Annotated in this window: 20 protein-coding genes and 1 pseudogene; 12 read left to right on the top strand and 9 right to left on the bottom strand. The window is 73.0% G+C overall.

Features of this window, described 5'->3' with window-relative positions; all coding sequences use genetic code 11:
• Positions 1–138: 138 nt before the first annotated feature.
• The 4 genes and pseudogenes from uraH to ACH0A8_RS13310 form a co-directional block, all read right to left on the bottom strand.
• On the bottom strand, positions 139–477 hold the full coding sequence (gene uraH, locus ACH0A8_RS13325) for a hydroxyisourate hydrolase (protein WP_251160700.1): 339 nt from the start codon (positions 475–477) through the stop codon (positions 139–141).
• Positions 478–936 (bottom strand): annotated as a pseudogene (gene uraD / locus ACH0A8_RS13320) (2-oxo-4-hydroxy-4-carboxy-5-ureidoimidazoline decarboxylase); the annotation flags it as partial.
• 135 nt (positions 937–1071) lie between these two features.
• A complete protein-coding gene (locus tag ACH0A8_RS13315; protein WP_066658844.1) occupies positions 1072–1554 on the bottom strand; it encodes an FBP domain-containing protein in 483 nt (160 codons plus the stop codon).
• Positions 1555–1818: 264 nt separating this feature from the next.
• Positions 1819–2457, bottom strand: coding sequence for a hypothetical protein (locus ACH0A8_RS13310; protein WP_066657350.1), 639 nt, complete (start codon positions 2455–2457; stop codon positions 1819–1821).
• Positions 2458–2504: 47 nt separating this feature from the next.
• Here ACH0A8_RS13310 and ACH0A8_RS13305 point away from each other — a divergent pair, with 47 nt between their 5' ends.
• On the top strand, positions 2505–2816 hold the full coding sequence (locus tag ACH0A8_RS13305; protein ID WP_406907354.1) for a hypothetical protein: 312 nt from the start codon (positions 2505–2507) through the stop codon (positions 2814–2816).
• A gap of 39 nt (positions 2817–2855) precedes the next feature.
• Here the strand turns inward: ACH0A8_RS13305 and ACH0A8_RS13300 are convergent, their stop codons facing one another.
• The 3 genes from ACH0A8_RS13300 to ACH0A8_RS13290 form a co-directional block, all read right to left on the bottom strand.
• Positions 2856–3761: a helix-turn-helix transcriptional regulator gene (locus tag ACH0A8_RS13300; RefSeq protein WP_311205618.1), complete on the bottom strand. Its 906-nt coding sequence runs from the start codon at positions 3759–3761 to the stop codon at positions 2856–2858.
• A 112-nt stretch (positions 3762–3873) separates the two neighbouring features.
• On the bottom strand, positions 3874–5190 hold the full coding sequence (locus ACH0A8_RS13295) for a hemolysin family protein (RefSeq protein ID WP_209684833.1): 1317 nt from the start codon (positions 5188–5190) through the stop codon (positions 3874–3876).
• Positions 5191–5429: 239 nt separating this feature from the next.
• Positions 5430–6518 (bottom strand): M23 family metallopeptidase, encoded by a 1089-nt coding sequence (locus ACH0A8_RS13290; protein ID WP_406907353.1) that lies wholly within the window; start codon positions 6516–6518, stop codon positions 5430–5432.
• Positions 6519–6680: 162 nt separating this feature from the next.
• Here ACH0A8_RS13290 and ACH0A8_RS13285 point away from each other — a divergent pair, with 162 nt between their 5' ends.
• Entirely contained in the window at positions 6681–7169 is a 489-nt protein-coding gene (locus tag ACH0A8_RS13285) for a hypothetical protein (RefSeq protein WP_066657341.1), read from the top strand.
• A gap of 113 nt (positions 7170–7282) precedes the next feature.
• Entirely contained in the window at positions 7283–9493 is a 2211-nt protein-coding gene (locus tag ACH0A8_RS13280) for an NADP-dependent isocitrate dehydrogenase (protein WP_066657338.1), read from the top strand.
• Between the two features lie 192 nt (positions 9494–9685).
• Here the strand turns inward: ACH0A8_RS13280 and ACH0A8_RS13275 are convergent, their stop codons facing one another.
• A complete protein-coding gene (locus ACH0A8_RS13275) occupies positions 9686–10138 on the bottom strand; it encodes a DUF3817 domain-containing protein (protein WP_209684836.1) in 453 nt (150 codons plus the stop codon).
• Positions 10139–10236: 98 nt separating this feature from the next.
• On the opposite strand from ACH0A8_RS13275, the gene ACH0A8_RS13270 reads away from it, so the two are divergent.
• Together ACH0A8_RS13270 and ACH0A8_RS13265 are read left to right on the top strand one after the other, a co-directional pair.
• Positions 10237–11013 (top strand): ThuA domain-containing protein, encoded by a 777-nt coding sequence (locus ACH0A8_RS13270; protein WP_200884121.1) that lies wholly within the window; start codon positions 10237–10239, stop codon positions 11011–11013.
• Positions 11010–12161 carry a SpoIIE family protein phosphatase gene (locus tag ACH0A8_RS13265; RefSeq protein WP_311205616.1) on the top strand — a complete coding sequence of 384 codons (1152 nt, stop codon included), beginning with the start codon at positions 11010–11012 and terminating at the stop codon, positions 12159–12161. Before ACH0A8_RS13270 ends, ACH0A8_RS13265 begins: the two co-directional genes overlap by 4 nt.
• Before the next feature lie 49 nt (positions 12162–12210).
• Here ACH0A8_RS13265 and ACH0A8_RS13260 read toward each other — a convergent pair whose 3' ends face one another.
• Complete coding sequence (locus ACH0A8_RS13260; protein WP_271826586.1) at positions 12211–12642, bottom strand: hypothetical protein; 432 nt, start codon at positions 12640–12642, stop codon at positions 12211–12213.
• 79 nt (positions 12643–12721) lie between these two features.
• Between ACH0A8_RS13260 and ACH0A8_RS13255 the strand changes: the two genes are divergently transcribed.
• The 7 genes from ACH0A8_RS13255 to ACH0A8_RS13225 all read left to right on the top strand — a co-directional run bounded on the left by ACH0A8_RS13255 (position 12722) and on the right by ACH0A8_RS13225 (position 19145).
• Positions 12722–13387, top strand: coding sequence for a ScbR family autoregulator-binding transcription factor (locus ACH0A8_RS13255; protein WP_406907352.1), 666 nt, complete (start codon positions 12722–12724; stop codon positions 13385–13387).
• Between the two features lie 115 nt (positions 13388–13502).
• A complete protein-coding gene (locus ACH0A8_RS13250) occupies positions 13503–14381 on the top strand; it encodes an aminoglycoside phosphotransferase family protein (RefSeq protein WP_245172041.1) in 879 nt (292 codons plus the stop codon).
• 57 nt (positions 14382–14438) lie between these two features.
• Positions 14439–15059 (top strand): hypothetical protein, encoded by a 621-nt coding sequence (locus tag ACH0A8_RS13245; RefSeq protein WP_406907351.1) that lies wholly within the window; start codon positions 14439–14441, stop codon positions 15057–15059.
• Between the two features lie 298 nt (positions 15060–15357).
• Positions 15358–16005, top strand: coding sequence for an ABC transporter permease (locus ACH0A8_RS13240; RefSeq protein ID WP_251155594.1), 648 nt, complete (start codon positions 15358–15360; stop codon positions 16003–16005).
• On the top strand, positions 15992–17269 hold the full coding sequence (locus ACH0A8_RS13235) for an ATP-binding cassette domain-containing protein (RefSeq protein ID WP_406907350.1): 1278 nt from the start codon (positions 15992–15994) through the stop codon (positions 17267–17269). The genes ACH0A8_RS13240 and ACH0A8_RS13235 overlap by 14 nt, the downstream gene beginning before the upstream one ends.
• Entirely contained in the window at positions 17266–18045 is a 780-nt protein-coding gene (locus tag ACH0A8_RS13230; RefSeq protein ID WP_406907349.1) for an ABC transporter permease, read from the top strand. The genes ACH0A8_RS13235 and ACH0A8_RS13230 overlap by 4 nt, the downstream gene beginning before the upstream one ends.
• A complete protein-coding gene (locus tag ACH0A8_RS13225) occupies positions 18042–19145 on the top strand; it encodes a glycine betaine ABC transporter substrate-binding protein (RefSeq protein WP_400340120.1) in 1104 nt (367 codons plus the stop codon). The genes ACH0A8_RS13230 and ACH0A8_RS13225 overlap by 4 nt, the downstream gene beginning before the upstream one ends.
• Positions 19146–19151: the final 6 nt, after the last annotated feature.

Genomic DNA, 19151 nt, shown 5'->3' with positions numbered 1-19151 from the left:
CCGCCGCCGCGCCGCGCCGCGCCGCCGCGGCTCCCGCGAGACTCGGCTCCGCGGACACGTTCGCGGTCGTGTGACCACGAACGTGTCCGCCTGGGCGAGACTCGGCTGCCGGGCGCCGGGCGCCGGGCGACCGCCTGGTCAGCTGCCGCGGTAGGTGCTGTGGGCGAAGGGGCTGAGCAGCAGCGGCACGTGCAGGTGGTCGGTCCCGGTCACCGTGAACGCGACGACGACGTACGGGTGGAAGGTCGGGACCCCGGCGGCGCGGTGGTGGGCGCCGGTGTCGAACCGCAGCTCCAGGTCCCCACGGGGCAGCACGTCCGGTCCGAGCCCCGCACGCCCGTCCGCGTCCGTCTCCCCCGTGGCCAGGACCTCGCCCTCGGGGGTGCGCAGTGTCAGCGCGACACCGACGGCCGGGGTGCCGGTGCGGGCGTCGAGCACGTGCGTGGTCAGGTGCGGGACGCCGAAGGTCGCTCGGATCCGGTGCACGGCGATGTCGGCCAGGGCAGCGGTGGCCTCGGTCACCTCGGCGTCCGGCTCCCCCGCGAGTCGCCGCTCGAGCTCGGCGAGGAGTTCCTCCGGCGTCCGCCCGGCGGCACGCACGAGGAACACCCGGCCGAACCGGTCCTCGTACGCGGCGTTCTCGCGGGCGATGGCCGCTGCGACGTCGTCCGCCGCCGTCGCCATCGCGCCCTGCTCGCGGGCCGACGACGCCTCGGTGGTGCGCTCGCCGATGCGGGGGTGCTCGGCGAGGGCGGTGTCGAGGTCCGCCGCGGTCCACTGCGCCGCCGCCTCGGTGGCCGCTGCGACCAGGGCCGGCACGGTGCGGAACGGTCGAGCGGCCACCAGGGCGTCGGCCCACGCCGGCACCGCTGCCCAGTGCAGGGCGGTCCGTCGGGCGTCGTCGGCGGGGGCGGAGTCGAAGTCGCGGAGGTCCACCCGCCACACCCTAGGGACCGCGCGTTACGCCGGCGTTTCCCGGGGCTCCTCCGCGGCACGCAACGTCGGCGGAGGCTCGCAGCGGTACAGCGCTGCGAGCATCCGCCAAGATTGCGTCCCGCGGCTTCGGCGGGCTCAGAGGTCTGCGGCGAAGGACGCGATCCGGAGCCGCAGGTCCTCGATCCGGCGGACCCGGGCGGCCTCGACGTCGTAGCCCTCGTACGCCGGGGGCACCGGGCGTCGGACGTTGCGGGAGCACTGGAAGTCCTGGCAGACGAGGGTACCGACGGTGTTGCCGTTCCGACCGGCCTTCCCCGAGCGCTTGGCGGCGTAGAAGACGACGTCGTTGGGCAGCTTGACGTCCTGGCACCACGAGCACTGCGCCCGTGCACGCGGCGACGCCTCGGCCTGCCGGAACAGGATGCCGACGAGGTCGCCCTCGAGCGTCGGGACGACGGCGTAGGCGCGGCGCGCGGTCTTCGGGTCGCGCCAGCCGAGGAAGTCGAGCGACTCCCAGTCCAGCGTCTCGAGGTCGGTCGGCAGGGTCAGGTCGGTGACCTCCTTGCGGGAGGCGTTGACGAAGGACGAACGGATGGTCTTCTCGCTGATGGGCAGCACGGTGTGGTCGCTCTCGACGGGCCCGGGCGCGGGTGCGCGCCGCACGGGCGGAGGTGTGGTCAGGGTTCGACGGACGCGGCCGTGCCGGACGGCACAGCCGGGGGCGTCACGCCCTGATGCCGGCGCTCTGCGCGCCGACCACCTCCTGCTGACTCACGGTCCCAGCCTACGACGGCGTGTCAAGCCGGGCGTGTCGCGTCGTCGACCCGGTCGGGGAGTCGTCGTCGCTCCGGTCGGGGAGTCGTCGTCGACCCGGTCAGGGAGTCACGGAGCGGGCCGCAGCAGGACGACCGACCCGTCGAGCGCGGGCCGCCGGCGGAGTGCCCCGTACCGGCTGTCCCACTCGCCCGACGCGAGCGCGCTCCGCAGGGCGGCGACCGATCGGCGAGCGGTGAGGTCGTCGACCAGGCTCCACGCCGGGTCGGCGGCGCGGACATCGGCGTCGAGGAGCCGTTCGGGTCGCGCGTAGTAGCCCTCGCCGAAGCCGTCCACGCAGGTGAACGGCACCGGGAGGCGCACGACCTCGACGGACGGCCCGACGAGCGTCGCCAGCCGCTCGACCGTCGGCAACGTGTCCGCCTCGGCGGCGACCACCGCGGACGCGTACTCGGCGAGCCAGCCGGTGCGGAGCCGGTCCGGGTCGCGCGCGAGGACGACGACCCGGCCGTCCTCGGGCCGTGCGAGCCCGGCGACGGTGTCCACGCTCGGGAAGGTGAGCAGCACCGCGTCGGCGTCCCCGTCGGAGACGACCTGCCGGTCCGCGGGCACGTACGAGACCGGACCAGGCCGTTCCTCGCGCACGGTGCGGGCATCGGCCAGGGACCCCGCGACCGCACGGACGAACGTCGGCTCCGGGCGGCGGTGTCGTCGCAGGAGCGCCGCTGTGTCCTCGTCCACCGGCATCCTCGTCACGGCCCCACCCTACGAACGCTCCCTGCTAGCGTCGTCGCATGGTCTCCGGGGGATTCGCCGTCGTCAGCATCGTCTACCTGGCGGTCGTGCTGCTGTTGCTCGTGCTCGTCGTCGCACTCATCGTGCTCGTGTTCGCCGCGATCCGCGTGCTGCGGTTGACCGCGACCGAGAAGGAACTGCGCATCGACCGGCTCCGCGTGGACTCGCTCGTCGACACGCTCGGGAGCGACGACGGCACCGACGGCACCGACGGCACCGACGGCACCGACGGCACCGACGGCACCGACGGCACCGACGGCGCCGACGGCGCCCCTCGCCCCGAGGGACCCGCAGGACCGACCGCGCCGTGACGACCGACCGCTGACCACGGCGGTCGTCCGGTCGGCCCGTCAGTCGTCCAGCTCGGCCTCGCCCGCACGCACGGCGGCGAGCCGCTCGGACCGCTCCGTCGCGGCCCAGGTCCCCAGCAGCGCGAGCGACCGCTCGGACTCGCTGCCCGGCTCCGCCGAGTAGGTGAACATCGTCAGGCCCGGGTCGGCGACGAGCTCGAGCGCCTCGAAGTCCAGCTGCAGCTCCCCGACGACGGGGTGCGCGATGCGCTTGCCGCCCCGTCGGTGCACCCGGACGTCGTGGGCAGCCCACCAGCCGCGGAACTCCTCGCTCCGTGTGGAGAGCTCGCCGACGAGCGTCACGAGACCGGGCTCGCAGGGGTTCGCGACGGCCGCGGCGCGGAGGACGGCGACGGCCTCGCGCGCGGTGGCCGCCCAGTCGGGGAAGAACTCGCGAGCGGCCGGGTCGAGGAACGTGAACCGTGCGGTGTTCACGGGGCGCCCGGGGCCCGCGAACATCGGCGCGTACAGGGCCCGGCCGAGCTCGTTCGTCGCGACGACGTCGCCGCGCTCGTTCCGCACCCACGCGGGCGCGCCGGTGATCGCGTCGAGCAGGCGCTGCACGCCCGGCCGGACACGCGTCGGTACGTTCCGGTGCATCACCCTGACGCCGGCGTTGGCCAGACGGGCGAGGTCGAACAGGTGCGTCCGTTCGTCCTCGTCGAGCTGCAGCGCGCCCGCGAGTCCCTCGAGCACGCTGTCCGAGACGCCCTTGAGCGAGCCGCGCTCGAGCCGCGTGTAGTAGTCGACGCTCACCCCGGCGAGCATCGCGACCTCGTGCCGACGCAGGCCGGGCACCCGGCGGACGCCGCCACCGAACGACGGCATGCCGACCTCGTCGGGGGTGAGCCGCGCCCGCCGCGAGGACAGGAAGTCACGGATCTCGTTGCGCACGTCGATACCCATGGCACGAGCGTACGTGGCGGTACCGTCGCGACGACAGGCACCGGCGGTACCCGTGACGGACGGGAGGCGCGGTGCGGGTCGGCACCGCGCCTCCCGTCCGGCGGTGGCCCGGCTAGGAGACGGGCGGGACCGCGTGCACCGGCTCGGTGGCCGCCGGCGCCGCCGTGGCGGCGTCCGCCGCTCGGGGAGTGACCCGCACACGCGCCACCCGGTGCCCGTCCATCTCGGTGACCTCGAGGCGGTGCTCGCCGGTCTCGACCACGTCACCGACCTCGGGCACGCGGTCGAGGTGCACCTGCACGAGCCCGCCGACGGTCTCGTAGTCGCCGTCCGGCAGCAGCGGACCGCCGTCGGCCGCGAGGTCCTCGAGCACGGTCGCACCGTCGATCCCGTCGGACTCGGCGGCCGGCGGGTCGTACTCGTCCCTGATGCGGCCGACGAGGTCCTCGAGCAGCGCCTCGAGCGTGACCATGCCCGCACTGCCGCCGTACTCGTCCACCACGAGCGCGATCTGGTGTCCCTCGGTGCGCATGTCCGCGATGGCACTCGACAGCGACTTCGTCTCCGGCAGCGCGAGCACGGGGCGCACGAGCGTCGAGACGGGTGCCGTCGGGTCGGTCGGGCGGAGCAGGTCGCGGAGGTGCACGAAGCCCGCGACGTCGTCCCGCGAGCCCTCGGTGACCAGGTACCGGGTGTGGCCCACCTCGATGGCGTGGTCGGTCGCGTCGGCGATGCTGAGCGAGGCGTCGATGGTCGAGACGTCGTACCAGGGGCGCATCGACTCGCGGAGGATCCGGTCGCCGGCGTCGAGGGCGCTGCGGGCGATGCGGCGGCCCTGCGCGTCGATGGCGTCGTGGTCCTCGACCAGACCGCGGAGCTCCTCGGTGCTCATCGACTCGCTGCGGGCGTCCGGGTCGCCACCGAGCAGCCGGACCACGCCGTTCGTGGTCTTCGACAGCACCCAGATCACCGGGCGCATCGCGGTCGCGAACCGGTCGAGGGTCGGCGCGACGGCCATCGAGAAGCCCTCGGCGCGCTGCAGGGCGAGGCGCTTCGGCACGAGCTCGCCGAACACGAGCGACAGGTAGGCGATGACCAGGGTCATCAGGACGAGGGCGACGGCCTCGGCCGCCCCCTGGTCGAGTCCGAGGCCGGACAGCAGCGGCGCGACGTCCGGCGCGATCGACGACGCACCGTACGCGGCCGAGAAGAACCCGGCGACGGTCACGCCGATCTGCACGGCGGACAGGAAGCGGTTCGGGTCACGCCCGAGCGCGGCGACCCGGGCTCCGCGGGAGCCGCGTCGCTCGAGCTGCTGCAGCTGTGACTCGCGGAGCGAGACGAGGGCGATCTCCGCTGCGGCGAAGACACCGCCGACGAGCACGAAGAGGATGACGAGCCCGAAGGCGATCCAGGTGTCGGCGTCCATCAGCGGGACACCACCGTGGGTCGGCGACGGGCGGGCGGTCTGTGGTGATCGTCCATGCTGTGATCCTGTACAGCCATGCTGGGACGCCGCCGCGCCGGTGCTGCACGAGTGCTGTGGGTCCGGGGTGCACGGACCGGGACGTCAGCGGTCCCGACGATCCGCTGGGTCGCCCAGGTCGGATCGAGCCTGGGTCGGATCGAGCCGGGGTCGGATCGTGCCCGGGCCGGGTCGTGCTCGGGTCAGATCGTGAGCGAGCGGCCGATGCGGGCCTCGAGCCAGGCCTCGGGGTCGATCGGCGTGACACCGTCCATCAGGACCTCGAGGTGGAGGTGTGCACCCGTCGAGACGCCGGAGGAGCCGACGCTGCCGATGAACTGGCCGGCCTCGACGGTGTCGCCGGCCCGCAGCGGCGACGACCCGGGGATCATGTGCCCGTACAGGGTCGAGACCCGGCGGCCCTCGATCACGTGGTCGATGATCACCGTCGTGCCGTACGAGAAGTACGTGCCCGAGACGCGGACGGTGCCGGCGGCGACGGCGCCGATCGGGGCGCCCATGCCCGGGTTGAAGTCGAGACCCTGGTGGAGCGAGGAGCACGCGGCGCACGGAGCGGAGCGGTACCCGAACCCGGAGCTCATGCGCACCGGGCCGGGGAACGGCGAGCGGACCTCGCCGCCGTACGACACCGCGCCCTCGGCGCCGCCGTCACCGGCGACGACGACCTGCTGCCCGCCGCCGACCGTGAAGTCGTCGCGGTCGAGGGCGGCCGCCGTGACCGCCTGGGTGACCGCGTAGTCCTGGGTGCGGACCTGCGGCGCGAGCGTGGACGTCGCTGACGAGGTGCCGGCGCTGGCGTGGGCGGGCATCGCGGACGCGGCGAACATCGCGAGTGCGGCAGCGGCGCTGGTCAGCGTGATGCGGCTCGCGCGGTGCGAGCGGGACGGGCGCGTTGCACGTGCCGCGGGCGTCGCGGCGACCGGCAGCGCGGCACTCCGTCGACGGATGACCCGGGTGATCCGCGCGTCGACGTGCTCGGTGGTGGCACGGGCCTCGGTCGTGCGACGTCCCGACCGCGCAGCGACCGGGACGGTGTGCGGAGCCGGAGCCGGAGCCGGAGCGGCCGACGACTCGGGTGCTCGGCCGGGCGCCGGTGCGGGGGAGACGGTCGCGACCGCCGGGGCCGCGTCCGAGCGGGACGGGCGGGGAGCGCGGGTGCGACGCGCTGCCTTGCCGGCCGCTGCGCGCTCGGCCTCGAGGGCAGCGCGACGGGACAGGTGCACGACCGGGGTCTCCGGCTGCTGCTGGTCGGTGTCGTGTGTCGTCGTCATGGCCGCAGACCATTCTGCACGAGTCTGTCGCTTTGTACAGGGGTGATCGTGATCTTCCCGTTACCGAACGGCTGACAGTCCGCTGACGTGTCACCGCGGTTGCGTGCCCGCTGGACGTCGCGTCGGTAGTGTCCGAGACCAGCGACCGGAAGGACCTGCGCCATGGCCCGAACGCCGCGGGAACGCCACGAACCCATCGACCTCGCGACCGCCGAGGTCGTGCTCGCCGGCACCCAGGAACTGCTCCCCGTCCTCCGGGCGTCGGCCGTCCGTGCGGGCGTCGACGCCGCCAGGATGCGCGTCGTCGGGGTGGACGACCTCCCCGATCCCCACGAGCACGCCGACGCCGACCTCGCGGTGATCGCGATCCGCCGACCGGGCGACGACCCCGCGTTCCACCGGGCACAGGAGGCCGCGGAGCTCATCGCGCCGCTGCTCGCGCCGAACGCCGTGCGCATCGTCATCACGGTCTCGGGGGTGACCCGGCTCGCCCCGAAGGTCGAGCGGACGCTGACGTCCGAGGTGCTCCACCAGATCGGCGTGGCCTCGGCCCGCTCGGGCTTCAAGCGCCCCTTCCGGAGCATGCGGACCCGCCTCGGGACCGCCGGACTGCGGGCCGCCGGGGTCCGGGTGTTCCGGATCACGATCTGACCCGACCCCACGGCAGGGCCCGACCGGGTATCTTGACGTCGAGAGAAACCGCGCCGCGAGTACCGTGGACGGACCGAGGTCCGGCACGGTCGAACAAGGGAGTACCCGCCAGCATGGCCAAGATCATCTACACGCTCACGGACGAGGCACCGTTCCTCGCCACCCACTCGTTCCTGCCGGTCGTCGAGGCGTTCGCGCGCACCGCGGGGGTCGACGTCGAGACCCGCGACATCTCGCTCTCCGGTCGGATCATCGCCCAGTTCCCGGAGCGGCTCACCGACGAGCAGCGCCTGGACGACGCCCTGGCCGAGCTCGGTGAGCTCGCGGGGACGCCGGAGGCGAACATCATCAAGCTGCCGAACATCTCGGCGTCGATCCCGCAGCTCAAGGCGGCGGTCAAGGAGCTCCAGGCGCAGGGCTACGACCTGCCCGCCTACCCTGACGAGCCCACCACCGACGAGGAGCGCGACGTCCGGGCCCGCTACGACCGCGTCAAGGGCAGCGCCGTCAACCCGGTCCTGCGCGAGGGCAACTCCGACCGCCGCGCGCCGCTGTCGGTGAAGAACTACGCCCGCAAGCACCCGCACCGCATGGGCGCCTGGAGCCACGAGTCGCGGACCAACGTCGTGACGATGGGCAAGGACGACTTCCGCTCGAACGAGCAGTCGTGGATCGCCCCCGCCGACGACACACTGACGATCGAGTTCGTGGCCGCCGACGGCGACACCACCGTGCTCAAGCAGTCGATCCCCGTCCTCGCGGGCGAGGTCGTCGACGGCACCGTCCTGCACGTCCGCGCGCTCGAGGCGTTCCTGCAGGACCAGATCCGTGCCGCGCAGGACCAGGGCGTCCTGTTCTCGGTGCACCTCAAGGCCACGATGATGAAGGTCTCGGACCCGATCATCTTCGGCCACGTCATCCGGGCGTTCTTCCCGACCGTGTTCGAGCGCTTCGGGGCCGACCTCGCCGCCGCCGGGCTCAACCCGAACGACGGCCTCGGCTCGATCCTCGCCGGGCTCGACAGCGTGCCGAACGGCGCGGAGATCACGCAGGCGTTCGCCGACGGGATCGACGCCGGCCCCGAGCTCGCGATGGTCGACTCGGACAAGGGCATCACCAACCTGCACGTGCCGAGCGACGTCATCGTCGACGCCTCGATGCCCGCGATGATCCGCACCTCCGGCCACATGTGGGGCCCGGACGGCGAGGAGCACGACACCCTCGCGGTCATCCCCGACTCGAGCTACGCCGGCATCTACCAGGCCGTCATCGAGGACTGCCGCGCGAACGGCGCCTTCGACCCGTCGACCATGGGCTCCGTGCCGAACGTCGGGCTCATGGCGCAGAAGGCCGAGGAGTACGGCTCGCACGACAAGACCTTCGAGCTCCCCGATGACGGGAAGGTCCGCGTCGTCACGAGCTCCGGTGAGACGGTCATCGAGCACGAGGTCGAGCAGGGCGACATCTGGCGTGCCTGCCAGACGAAGGACGTGGCGATCCGCGACTGGGTGAAGCTCGCCGTCACGCGCGCCCGTGCCACCGGGTCGCCCGCCGTGTTCTGGCTGGACGAGACGCGCGCGCACGACGCGAACCTGATCGGGCTGGTCCGGCAGTACCTCGGCGAGCACGACACCGACGGGCTGCAGATCGAGGTCATGGCGCCCGAGGACGCCATGCGCTTCTCGCTCGAGCGCATCCGTCGCGGCGAGGACACCATCTCGGTCACGGGCAACGTGCTCCGCGACTACCTCACCGACCTGTTCCCGATCATGGAGCTCGGCACCTCGGCGAAGATGCTCTCCGTCGTCCCGCTCCTGGGCGGCGGCGGGCTGTTCGAGACCGGTGCCGGCGGCTCGGCCCCGAAGCACGTGCAGCAGCTGGTCGAGCAGGACTACCTGCGCTGGGACTCCCTGGGTGAGTTCCTCGCGCTCGCGGTGTCGCTCGAGCACCTCGCGGGTGTGACGGGCAACGCACGGGCGAAGGTGCTGGCGGACACGCTCGACCGTGCCACGGGGACGTTCCTCGACGAGGACAAGTCGCCCGGCCGCAAGCTCGGGTCGATCGACAACCGCGGCAGCCACTTCTACCTGGCGAAGTACTGGGCCGACGAGCTCGCCCGGCAGACCGAGGACACCGAGCTCGCAGCGGCGTTCCAGGGCCTGGCGGCGCAGCTCGACGAGCACGAGCAGACGATCGTCGACGAGCTGGTGGCGGTCCAGGGCAAGCCGGCCGACATCGGCGGCTACTACCGCCCGGACGCGGCGAAGACGAACGCCGTGATGCGTCCGTCGGCCACCCTCAACGAGGCGCTGGCCGCGCTCTAGGCGCGCACCGACGACGGACGGGAGGCGCGGTGCCGGCTGGCACCGCGCCTCCCGTCCGTCACGCGGTCGCGCACAGACCCTGTCTTGGTCGCAGGACATGCCGTCGCCGCCGGACGTGAGCGGCAAGTCGTGCGACCGGGACGATCGCGGGCGGCAAGTCGTGCAACCGGGTCGGCCGAGGGCGGCGCCGCGTCAGCCCTTGGGGACCGGGGGACCGACGACCAGCAGCGCCGAGAACACCAGCGCGACCGCCACGACCCCGATCGCCACCGACACCCCGGGCCGACGCACCACGAAGAAGAGCAGGCGGTCCCAGACCCCGGACCGCTCGTCGGCGGTCCGTCGCCAGGGGCCCTCGAGCATGCCGCGCCGGGCGACCGCGACCTCGAACGGCACGGTCGCGTACGGCACGACGGCGCTCGCCCACCCGAGCACGAGCGCCCCGACCGACCAGCGCTGGTTCACCGCGACGACCGTCGTCACCACGAGGTACGCCAGGAACACGAACCCGTGGATGCTCCCGCCGATGCGCACGCCCAGGTCGCCGGCGTCCAGCCCGTACTTCAGCACCATCCCGGCGATCAGCAGTGTCCAGGTCACGAGTTCGGCCACCGCGGCGGCACGGAACAGGGAGCGAGGGGTCATGCCGACATGGTCGCGCACCCGTCCGGGAGAACCCCCGACACCCCCGACACACCGCCGGTCGTATCGATTCGACCAGGGGAGCGGGTAGCGTCGGGGGCATGTCAGCGCCGACCGAGAGCCGTCCCCTGAACATCGTCGTCTGGAACGAGAACGTGCACGAGAGCCGCGGTGACGCGACCGTGCTCGGGCACTACCCCGACGGCATGCACACCGTGATCGCCGCCGCGCTCCGGGAGCACCACCCCGAGGCATCGGTGGGCACCGCCACGCTGCAGGAGCCCGAGCACGGTCTGACCGCCGAGCGCCTGGCGGAGACGGACGTGCTGTTCTGGTGGGGACACGTCGCGCACCAGGACGTGTCGGACGAGGTCGTCACCCGCGTGGTCGAGGCCGTGCACGCCGGGATGGGCCTGGTCGTCCTGCACTCGGGGCACTACTCGAAGCCGTTCACCCGCCTGATGGGCACGACGTGCTCGCTGAAGTGGCGGAACGACGGTGAGCGTGAGCTCGTCTGGACGATCGCACCCGAGCACCCGATCGCCGCCGGCGTCCCGCACCCGATCGTCATCGACCGCCAGGAGATGTACGGCGAGTACTTCGACATCCCGCGCCCCGACGAGGAGGTCTTCCTGTCGACCTTCGCCGGCGGCGAGGTCTTCCGCTCCGGTGTCGCCTACCGCCGGGGACTCGGCCGGGTCTTCTACTTCTCGCCGGGCGACCAGGAGTACCCCGTCTACCACCACCCGGACATCCAGCGGGTGCTCGCGAACGCGGCGGCCTGGGCGGCCCCGGTGTCCGAGCGACGCGAGCTGACGGCTGACCCCCACCCGCGGGACTGGTTCCTCGCCGGTGGTGCGGGTACACAGGAGGGGTGACCAACCATCTCGACGGTGCGGCCCGCCGCACTGCGGTGATCGAGGCGCTCGAGGTACTCGGATCAGGGCCCGAGGAGCGCTTCGACCGCATCACCCGCATGACGCACGAGGCGTTCGGCGTCCCGCTGACCTTCCTCAACCTCGTCCACCACGACCTCGTCACCACGCAGTCGACGTTCGGGTTCCAGCAGGGCACGAGCGTGCCGGCGACCGGGCAGTTCTGCGCGACGACGGTGCTCACCCCCGAGCCGATGGTCGTCCCGGACACGCTCCTCGACCTCCGCTTCGCCGACACCCCCGCCGTGACCGAGTACGGGGTCCGGTTCTACGCCGGCGCACCGCTGACGATGTCCGACGGCACGCGGGTCGGGACGCTGTGCGTGATGGACGCGCAGCCGCGGGTGTTCTCCGACGAGGACCTCGCGCTCCTCGGGGACCTCGCCCGGTGGGCGGAGCGCGAGCTCGGCCACTCGATCGAGCGGGGCCGGGTACGACGTGTCCTCACCGGGCTCGTGCCCGACCCGGTCACGACCGGGGGAGCCGCGGTCGACGGGTTCCTCGAGCCGGACGAGGACGGGGGCGACCTGGTCGACTGGCGCACCGCCGCGGACGGGTCCGTCCAGGCCACGATCGGCACGGTCACCGCGGGCGGTCGGGCCTCGGCGCTCCTCGCGGCGTCGGTCCGTGCCGCCGTCGTCGCCCGCACGGATCTGCCGCTGCACGACGCGCTCGCCGGCCTGGAGGCGCAGCTCGCCCCCGACCTGTCGGCCGGCGGTGCCGTCGGGTCGCTCCTGCACGTGCGCCTCGACCCGACGACGGGTCACACCGAGTGGGTCGACGCCGGGCACGGTCCGGCGCTGCTCGTGCGGGCCGACGGGACGGTGGCCGCGCTGCGGTCGTCGGACCTGCCGATCGGCCTGCAGCCGGACACCGTGCCGCGCACGGTCGGCGCGCTGGACCTCGGGCCGGGGGACCGCGTGGTGCTGGCGACCGACGGCGCGCTGGCGCTCGACGGCGTCGGGGACGTGCAGGGGCTCGGAGCGCTGGCGGTGGCCCACCCCGAGGACCTCGTCGCGCACGTCCGGTCGCTCGTCCCCGTCGGTGGCGACGGCGCGGACGTCGCCGTCGTGGTGCTCGCCCGCACCTGACCGCGCGGAGCCGGGGGCGGGTGCCCCTCCGGGTGGACGTGCTGCGGCGTCAGCGGCCGCGGGGCGCCGGTCGTCCGGTGGCGGCCGCGACGAGCAGCGTGGCCAGGAGCGCGAAGCCGGCGAGCTCGACCCCGAGGCCGGCGGTCTTCCAGTAGGCGCTGCCGACGACCTGCGGCTGCGTGATCGCGTCCGGCCACCACGGGTCGAGGAACGGCACCGTGCCGGGGAAGGGGTCGAGCCCGAGGACCACGAGTCCCCCGAGGAGCAGCACCACGCCGAGGCCCGCCATCGCGCCACGGGACCGGTGCAGCATCCGCACGACGAGGGCTGCGGCCATGCCGGCCATGCCGGCCACGGCGAGCAGGAAGGCGATGACGACGACCGGTTGCGGGGTGAGGGCCACCCAGTCGAGCACGGCGATCGGCAGCAGCAGCCACCGTCCCACCCGTACCCAGCGCCGCGGGTCCCGCCATCCGTCCATGCCGGTCACGGTACGGCAGCGCTCGGGGGGTCCCCTGAGGGCCTCCTCCGGGCGGGGCCGGCTGGCTACCATCGAGCACATGGCGCAGGACGGCCGGATCAGGCAGGAGCGGGCGGTGGCGACGCGCGCGGCCCTCATCGAGGCCGCGGCGGCCGAGTTCGACGAGCGCGGCTACCTCGGGGCGTCGATGGACGGCGTCGCCGAGCGTGCCGGCATGACCAAGGGGGCGCTGTACTTCCACTTCCGGTCGAAGGCCGACATCGCCAGCGCGGTGATCGTCCGGCAGGACGAGATCTCCCGGCACTACGCGGAGGTCGCCGCCACGCGTTCGGCATCGCCGCTGGAGTCCCTGATGTGGATGTCGCAGGGCGTGGCGACGCAGATGACGCGGGAGGTCGTGGTGCGTGCCGGGCTCCGGCTCGCCGCGGACCCGAACGCCCGGGAGATCCCGCGCGAGCACCCGTTCGGCCGCTGGGTGGACCACACGGCCGACATCATCCGCCGGGCGATCGAGGTCGGCGAGGTCGACCCGTCGTGGGACCCGGAGCTCGTCGGGCACGTCGTGAGCCCCGCCGTCGCCGGTGTGCAGATGGTGTCGGACATGCTGCACGACCGGGCGGACCTGTACGACCGGCTGCAGGAGCTCTGGACGATGCTGCTGTCGGCGATGGCGACCGAACGGACCCGGGCCGAGGTGCCTCGACTCGTGGCGATCATCCGGCCGGAGTGCCCCGGGGAGGTCTGAGCGACGCGGGTCCCCCCAGGGACACCCACGTCGCTTCTCTTGGAGGATACCAAGGAGTACGTTTCCGCAGCAGCCCCACTTCGCGGGGATGACGACGACGTCGTACCCTGGCCCGATGGGCACCCCGGCGGCCGAGTTCCACGTCGACGTCGAGCTGGTCGTCGCACTGCTCCGTGACCAGCACCCGGACCTCGCCGACCTGCCCCTGCGGGTCGTGGCGAGCGGGTGGGACAACGTCGTGGTCCGTGCCGGTGACGCCCTCGCCGTGCGGCTGCCCCGCCGCGCCGCGGCCGCCACCCTCGTCGAGCACGAGCAGCGGTGGCTGCCGACGATCGCTGCGCTGGTGGGGGACGCCGCACCCGTCCCGGAGCCCGTCCGCACCGGCCGTCCCGCGCTCGGCTACCCCTGGGCGTGGAGCATCGTGCCGTGGTTGCCCGGGCGACCGGCGGGTGAGCAGGCCCAGGGCGTCCGGGTGGCACGGGACCTCGCCGCCGTCGTGACCCGCCTGCACGTGCCGGCACCGGCGGACGCCCCCGCGAACCCGGTCCGCGCCGTCCCCCTCGCGACGCGGAGCGAGGCCGTGACGACGCGACTGGCGACGGACGACGTGCCCCGCGCCGTGGAGCTGGCCACGCTCTGGCGGACCGCTGCCGGTGCGCCGACGCACGTCGGGCCTCCCGTCTGGGTGCACGGTGACCTGCACCCGTTCAACCTGCTCGTCGAGCCGACGCCGCTCGGTGACCGACGCCTGTCGGCCGTGGTCGACTTCGGTGACCTGACCGCGGGCGACCCGGCGGTCGACCTCGCCACCCGGTGGTTGACGCTCGACGACGCCGGCGGGCGGACGTTCGCGTCGCTCGTCGACGCGGACCCCGCCACCTGGACCCGGGCGCGCGGGTGGGCCGTGTCGATCGCGTCGGCGCTCGCCGTGACGGACGACGACGCCTTCCGGACGGTCGCGGCCCGGGCGATCGACGCGGTGCTGGACGGCTGAGCCCGCAGGGGTTACCGTTCCCTCACCTGTCCGTGCACTGGAGATCGGAGGGGCCTGATGACCCTCGAGTTCCGCGTCCCGCACGACGTCGACACCGACGCCTCTCCCGCCCCGTCCGCCCGACCCGACGCCGTCCGTCGCACCGGTCTCCGCGGTCTGCTCGACCGCCTGGCCGTCCGGCGCGCGGCAGCCCGCGACCGACGGCTGGTGGCCCACCTGCACGAGCTCGACGACCTGCAACGGCTGCTCACCGGCGCACGGGGCGTCGTCGAGCAGGGGTGGATCCAACACTCCTGGTTCGCCTACCTCGACGAGCACGGACGCCTGCGCAAGGCGTCGAGTGCTGCGGCGCTCGCCGCCCAGGGCCGACCGCTCGTCGCCGCCTGCCTGGTGGGGGCCGTCGTCTCGGCGGCGGGTGGCCCGCAGGTCGTGCACTCGCAGCCGGTGCAGCGGGCCCTCGACCTGGTGTGGCACGCCCTGGCCGCCGACGAGGGGCGACCGGTGGTCTGGTGCCCGGCGCCGGACGTCCGGATGGCCCGGGTCCGCGACCTCACCACCTGGAACGACCGACCCGGGCGGAGCGCTGCCGAGGTCGCGTCGCTGCTCCTCACCGCGGAGCGGGTCGCCGTGCACGAGGCCGAGCGGGTCGCCGCCCGACGCGTCCCCCTGCCGGGCTGATCGGGGAGCCGGACCGTCCCGGGTCCCACCGGACGACCCGTCGTGCCCCGTGCGGCGGGTCGTCCCCGCTGCGGGCAGGACCCCGCAGTAGCCGACCGCTGCTCGACATCGTTACCGTTCTCCCAGGTGACACCGCTCCCTCGCCCGCTGAACTGGGGTTTCTTCCTGCGCGAAATTGCAGGAACTGCACGGATCGGACGTTTGCCGTTGGTCAAGTACCCCGACCCCTGCGTACGGTCGGTCGAGTTCGTGCCCCGTCCGGTGGGGCGTTCGGCCGACCAGGGAGGGGCGCCCAACCGTGTTCCAGTACGTCGTGGAGCGATGGGACCAGATCTGGTTCTCGTCGTGGCAGCACTTCTCACTGGTCGTCCAGTGCACCGTGCTCGCCACGCTCATCGCCGTGGTGCTCGCAGCACTCGTCTACCGCAGTCCGCAGCTGACCTCGATCGCGAACGGGGTGTCCGCCGTCGGGCTGACCCTGCCGTCGTTCGCCGTGATCGGTCTGCTCATCGTGCCGCTCGGGTTCGGCGTCGTGCCGTCCGTCGTCACGGTCGTGTTCTTCGCCACGCTGCCGATCCTGCGGAACGCGGTGGTCGGCCTCGCCGAGATCCCGCCGACGGTCGTCGAGTCGGCGCGGGGGATCGGCATGAGCCGGATGCGCACCCTGCTGCAGGTCGAGCTGCCGATGGCGTGGCCGATCATCCTGAGCGGCGTGCGGGTGTCCGCGCAGATGGTGATGGGCATCGCCGCGATCGCCGCCTACGCGCTCGGCCCCGGCCTCGGTGGCTTCATCTTCTCCGGCCTGTCCCGCCTCGGCGGCGCCAACGCCCTGAACTCCGTCGTCGTCGGGGTGGTCGGGGTCGTCCTGCTCGCCTTCGTCCTCGACCTGCTCCTCATCGGCCTCGGCCGCCTGACCACCCCGAGAGGTATCCGTGTCCAGCACTGACTCCGCCACCACCACCGCCCCCGAGGGCGACGTCACCGGCCGCAGCATCCTGCTCGACGAGGTCACCAAGCGGTACCCGGGCCAGCAGAAGCCCGCAGTCGACGGCATCACGCTCGAGATCCCGGCCGGCAAGATCGTCATGCTCGTCGGCCCGTCCGGCTGCGGCAAGACCACCACGCTGAAGATGATCAACCGGCTCATCGAACCCACCGAGGGCCGCATCGTCGTCGGGGACGAGGACGTCACCGGCATCGACGCCGACGAGCTCCGCCGACGCATGGGCTACGTCATCCAGGCCGGCGGCCTCTTCCCGCACATGACCGTCGCGGCGAACATCGGGATCGTCCCGAAGATGCTCGGCTGGTCGAAGGAGAAGATCGCCGCCCGCGTCGACGAGCTCCTCGACCTGGTCTCGCTCGACCCGGCCACCTACCGCGACCGCTTCCCCCGCGAGCTCTCCGGCGGCCAGCAGCAGCGCGTCGGTGTCGCCCGGGCGCTCGCCGCGGACCCGCCCGTCCTGCTGATGGACGAGCCGTTCGGCGCCGTCGACCCGATCACCCGGCAGCGCCTGCAGGACGAGCTCCTGCGCATCCAGGAGGAACTGCACAAGACGATCGTCATCGTCAGCCACGACTTCGACGAGGCCGTGAAGCTGGGCGACTGGATCGTGATCTTCACCGAGGGTGCGCACATCGTGCAGTACGACACTCCGGAGCGGATCCTGGCCGAACCGGCGAACGAGTTCGTGGAGAACTTCATCGGCTCCGGCGCCGGCCTCAAGCAGCTGACCCTCAACCGCGTGCGGGACGTCGACGTCGTCGACGCCGTGACCTGCTCGCCGGGCGAGGAGACGAAGGCCGTCCTGCAGCGCATGGACGAGGCCGGACGGCACGGGCACGCCGTCGTGGTCGACCGCCGTCAGCGCCCGATCGGGTGGCCGTCCCGGCGGCAGCTCGAGCGCCTCGACCGCATCCCGGAGGGCATCGACCCCGCCCTGCCCGTCGTGGGCGAGGGGGCGACGCTCAACGACGCGCTCGACACCATGCTCGTCTCGAGCGCCGGTGCCGCGCTCGTCACCGGGCGCCGTGACGCCTTCCGCGGCGTCATCACCGTCGAGACCGTCATGGAGGCCATCACCCGGTCCCGTGCGGCCGCCGCGGACGAGCAGGCGTACACGCCGGTCGGTACGAACACGAACCCGATCGAGACCCTGCCGTCCTCGCCCGTGGCCCCGACGGTCGCGACGTCCGGGGAGGACCTGTGACCGCCGTCGCGACCGACGCGCCCGCCGCAGCCGGCCCGGGCACCGCGCAGCGCACCCCCTGGAAGGGCCTGCTCGTCCAGCCGATCGCGATCCTGGTGGTCCTGGCCGCCTGGGTCCTCTGGCTGAACACCGCGGACCTCAGTGCCACCGAGCGTTCGACCCTCAACCCGTCGGGCATCCTCGAGCTCACCGGACAGCACCTCGTCCTGACGCTCCAGGCCACCGTGCTCGTGCTCGTGATCGGCATCCCGCTTGGGGTCCTGCTCACCCGCGGGCCCTTCCGGCGGGCGAGCACCACGGTCATAGCCGTCGCGAACTTCGGACAGGCGGCCCCCGCGGTCGGGCTCATCGTGCTGCTCGCGGCCTGGCTCGGCCTGAACAGCTGGTCGGCGGTCGTCGCCCTCGTGCTCTACGCGATCCTGCCGGTGCTCCGGAACACCATGCTCGGTGTGCAGAGCGTCGACGACCGGCTCGTCGAGGCCGGCCGCGGCATGGGCATGAGCGCCCTCAGCGTGCTGCTCAAGGTCGAACTGCCGCTGGCGGTCCCGGTCATGCTCTCCGGCATCCGGACGGCCCTGGTGCTGCTCGTCGGCACCGCGAGCCTGGCGACCTTCGTCGGCGCGGGTGGCCTCGGGCTCCTCATCACCACGGGCGTGAACCTGTTCCTGCCGAAGGTGCTCGTCTCCGGAGCGCTCCTGGTGGCGCTCCTCGCCCTGACCATCGACTGGATCGGCCGCGTGGTCGAGACGGTCGCACGACCGAAGGGACTCCGATGACGCCCGACGACACGACGCACGCCGACGAGACGACCCGCGAGCAGGGCGCACGTCGCGCCCGCCGCTCCGACGGGACGGGCGCCCGCCGCGCCTCCCGTCCGTCCACCGGTCGCCGCTGGGTGGCCGCCGCCGCCGTCGCGGGGGCGAGCGCCCTCGTCCTGACCGGCTGCGGCCTGCAGCCGGCCGCGTCCTTCGTACCGGGTGCCGCGCCGGGATCGATCCAGCGGATCGACGACCTGCCGGACGACGCGAAGCTGACCGTGACGTCGAAGAACTTCACGGAGCAGCTCGTCCTCGGCAAGATCGCCGTCCTCGCCGCCAAGGCGGCCGGGTTCGACGTCACCGACGAGACGAACGTGCCGGGGTCCGTCGCGGTGCGCGAGCTGATGACCTCGCACGGCGCGGACTTCACGTACGAGTACACGGGTACCGCCTGGCTGACGTTCATGGCGCACGAGCAGGGGATCCCCGACAAGACCGAGCAGTGGCAGGCGGTCAAGGACGAGGACGCCGGCAACGGGCTGACCTGGCTCGAACCGGCGCCGATGAACAACACCTACGCGTTCGCCGTGCGCGACGAGGCGGTGTCCGAGCTCGACGACGTGAAGACGCTGTCGGACATCACGAAGCTGCCGGTCGACCAGCGGACCTTCTGCGTCGAGTCGGAGTTCAACTCGCGTGCGGACGGCTTCAAGCCGATGCTCGAGAAGTACGGCCTGGAGCTCGGCGGGTCCGGCGAGAACGGCGTGCCGACGTCGAACGTCAGCATCCTCGACACCGGCACGGTCTACACCGCGACCGACCGGGGCAAGTGCAACTTCGGCGAGGTCTTCACGACCGACGGCCGCATCAAGTCGCTCGGCCTGACCGTGCTCGAGGACGACCGCGGGTTCTTCCCGGCGTACAACGTCGCACCCGTGATCGACTCCGAGACGCTCGAGGAGTACCCGCAGCTCCGTGACGTGTACGACCAGATCTCGCCGGAGCTCACGGACGAGGCGCTGCAGGAGCTGAACCGCCAGGTCGACGTCGAGGGCCGCGAGCCGGCGGACGTCGCCTTCGACTGGATGGTGGACAAGGGCTTCATCACGGCGCCCTGACGGGTG

This window comes from Curtobacterium sp. 179-B 9B NHS (genome assembly GCF_045370965.1).
Lineage (GTDB): Bacteria > Actinomycetota > Actinomycetes > Actinomycetales > Microbacteriaceae > Curtobacterium.
This window is presented reverse-complemented; position numbering and strand designations above follow the sequence as displayed.

Excerpts from the sequence above, each read along its gene's own strand:
- ACH0A8_RS13310 (WP_066657350.1), bottom strand. The coding sequence starts at position 2,457 with ATGCCGGTGGACGAGGACACAGCGGCGCTCCTGCGACGACACCGCCGC.
- ACH0A8_RS13305 (WP_406907354.1), top strand. The coding sequence starts at position 2,505 with ATGGTCTCCGGGGGATTCGCCGTCGTCAGCATCGTCTACCTGGCGGTC.
- ACH0A8_RS13300 (WP_311205618.1), bottom strand. The coding sequence starts at position 3,761 with ATGGGTATCGACGTGCGCAACGAGATCCGTGACTTCCTGTCCTCGCGG.
- ACH0A8_RS13295 (WP_209684833.1), bottom strand. The coding sequence starts at position 5,190 with ATGGACGCCGACACCTGGATCGCCTTCGGGCTCGTCATCCTCTTCGTG.
- ACH0A8_RS13290 (WP_406907353.1), bottom strand. The coding sequence starts at position 6,518 with ATGACGACGACACACGACACCGACCAGCAGCAGCCGGAGACCCCGGTC.
- ACH0A8_RS13285 (WP_066657341.1), top strand. The coding sequence starts at position 6,681 with ATGGCCCGAACGCCGCGGGAACGCCACGAACCCATCGACCTCGCGACC.
- ACH0A8_RS13280 (WP_066657338.1), top strand. The coding sequence starts at position 7,283 with ATGGCCAAGATCATCTACACGCTCACGGACGAGGCACCGTTCCTCGCC.
- ACH0A8_RS13275 (WP_209684836.1), bottom strand. The coding sequence starts at position 10,138 with ATGACCCCTCGCTCCCTGTTCCGTGCCGCCGCGGTGGCCGAACTCGTG.
- ACH0A8_RS13270 (WP_200884121.1), top strand. The coding sequence starts at position 10,237 with ATGTCAGCGCCGACCGAGAGCCGTCCCCTGAACATCGTCGTCTGGAAC.
- ACH0A8_RS13260 (WP_271826586.1), bottom strand. The coding sequence starts at position 12,642 with ATGGACGGATGGCGGGACCCGCGGCGCTGGGTACGGGTGGGACGGTGG.
- ACH0A8_RS13255 (WP_406907352.1), top strand. The coding sequence starts at position 12,722 with ATGGCGCAGGACGGCCGGATCAGGCAGGAGCGGGCGGTGGCGACGCGC.
- ACH0A8_RS13250 (WP_245172041.1), top strand. The coding sequence starts at position 13,503 with ATGGGCACCCCGGCGGCCGAGTTCCACGTCGACGTCGAGCTGGTCGTC.
- ACH0A8_RS13245 (WP_406907351.1), top strand. The coding sequence starts at position 14,439 with ATGACCCTCGAGTTCCGCGTCCCGCACGACGTCGACACCGACGCCTCT.
- ACH0A8_RS13225 (WP_400340120.1), top strand. The coding sequence starts at position 18,042 with ATGACGCCCGACGACACGACGCACGCCGACGAGACGACCCGCGAGCAG.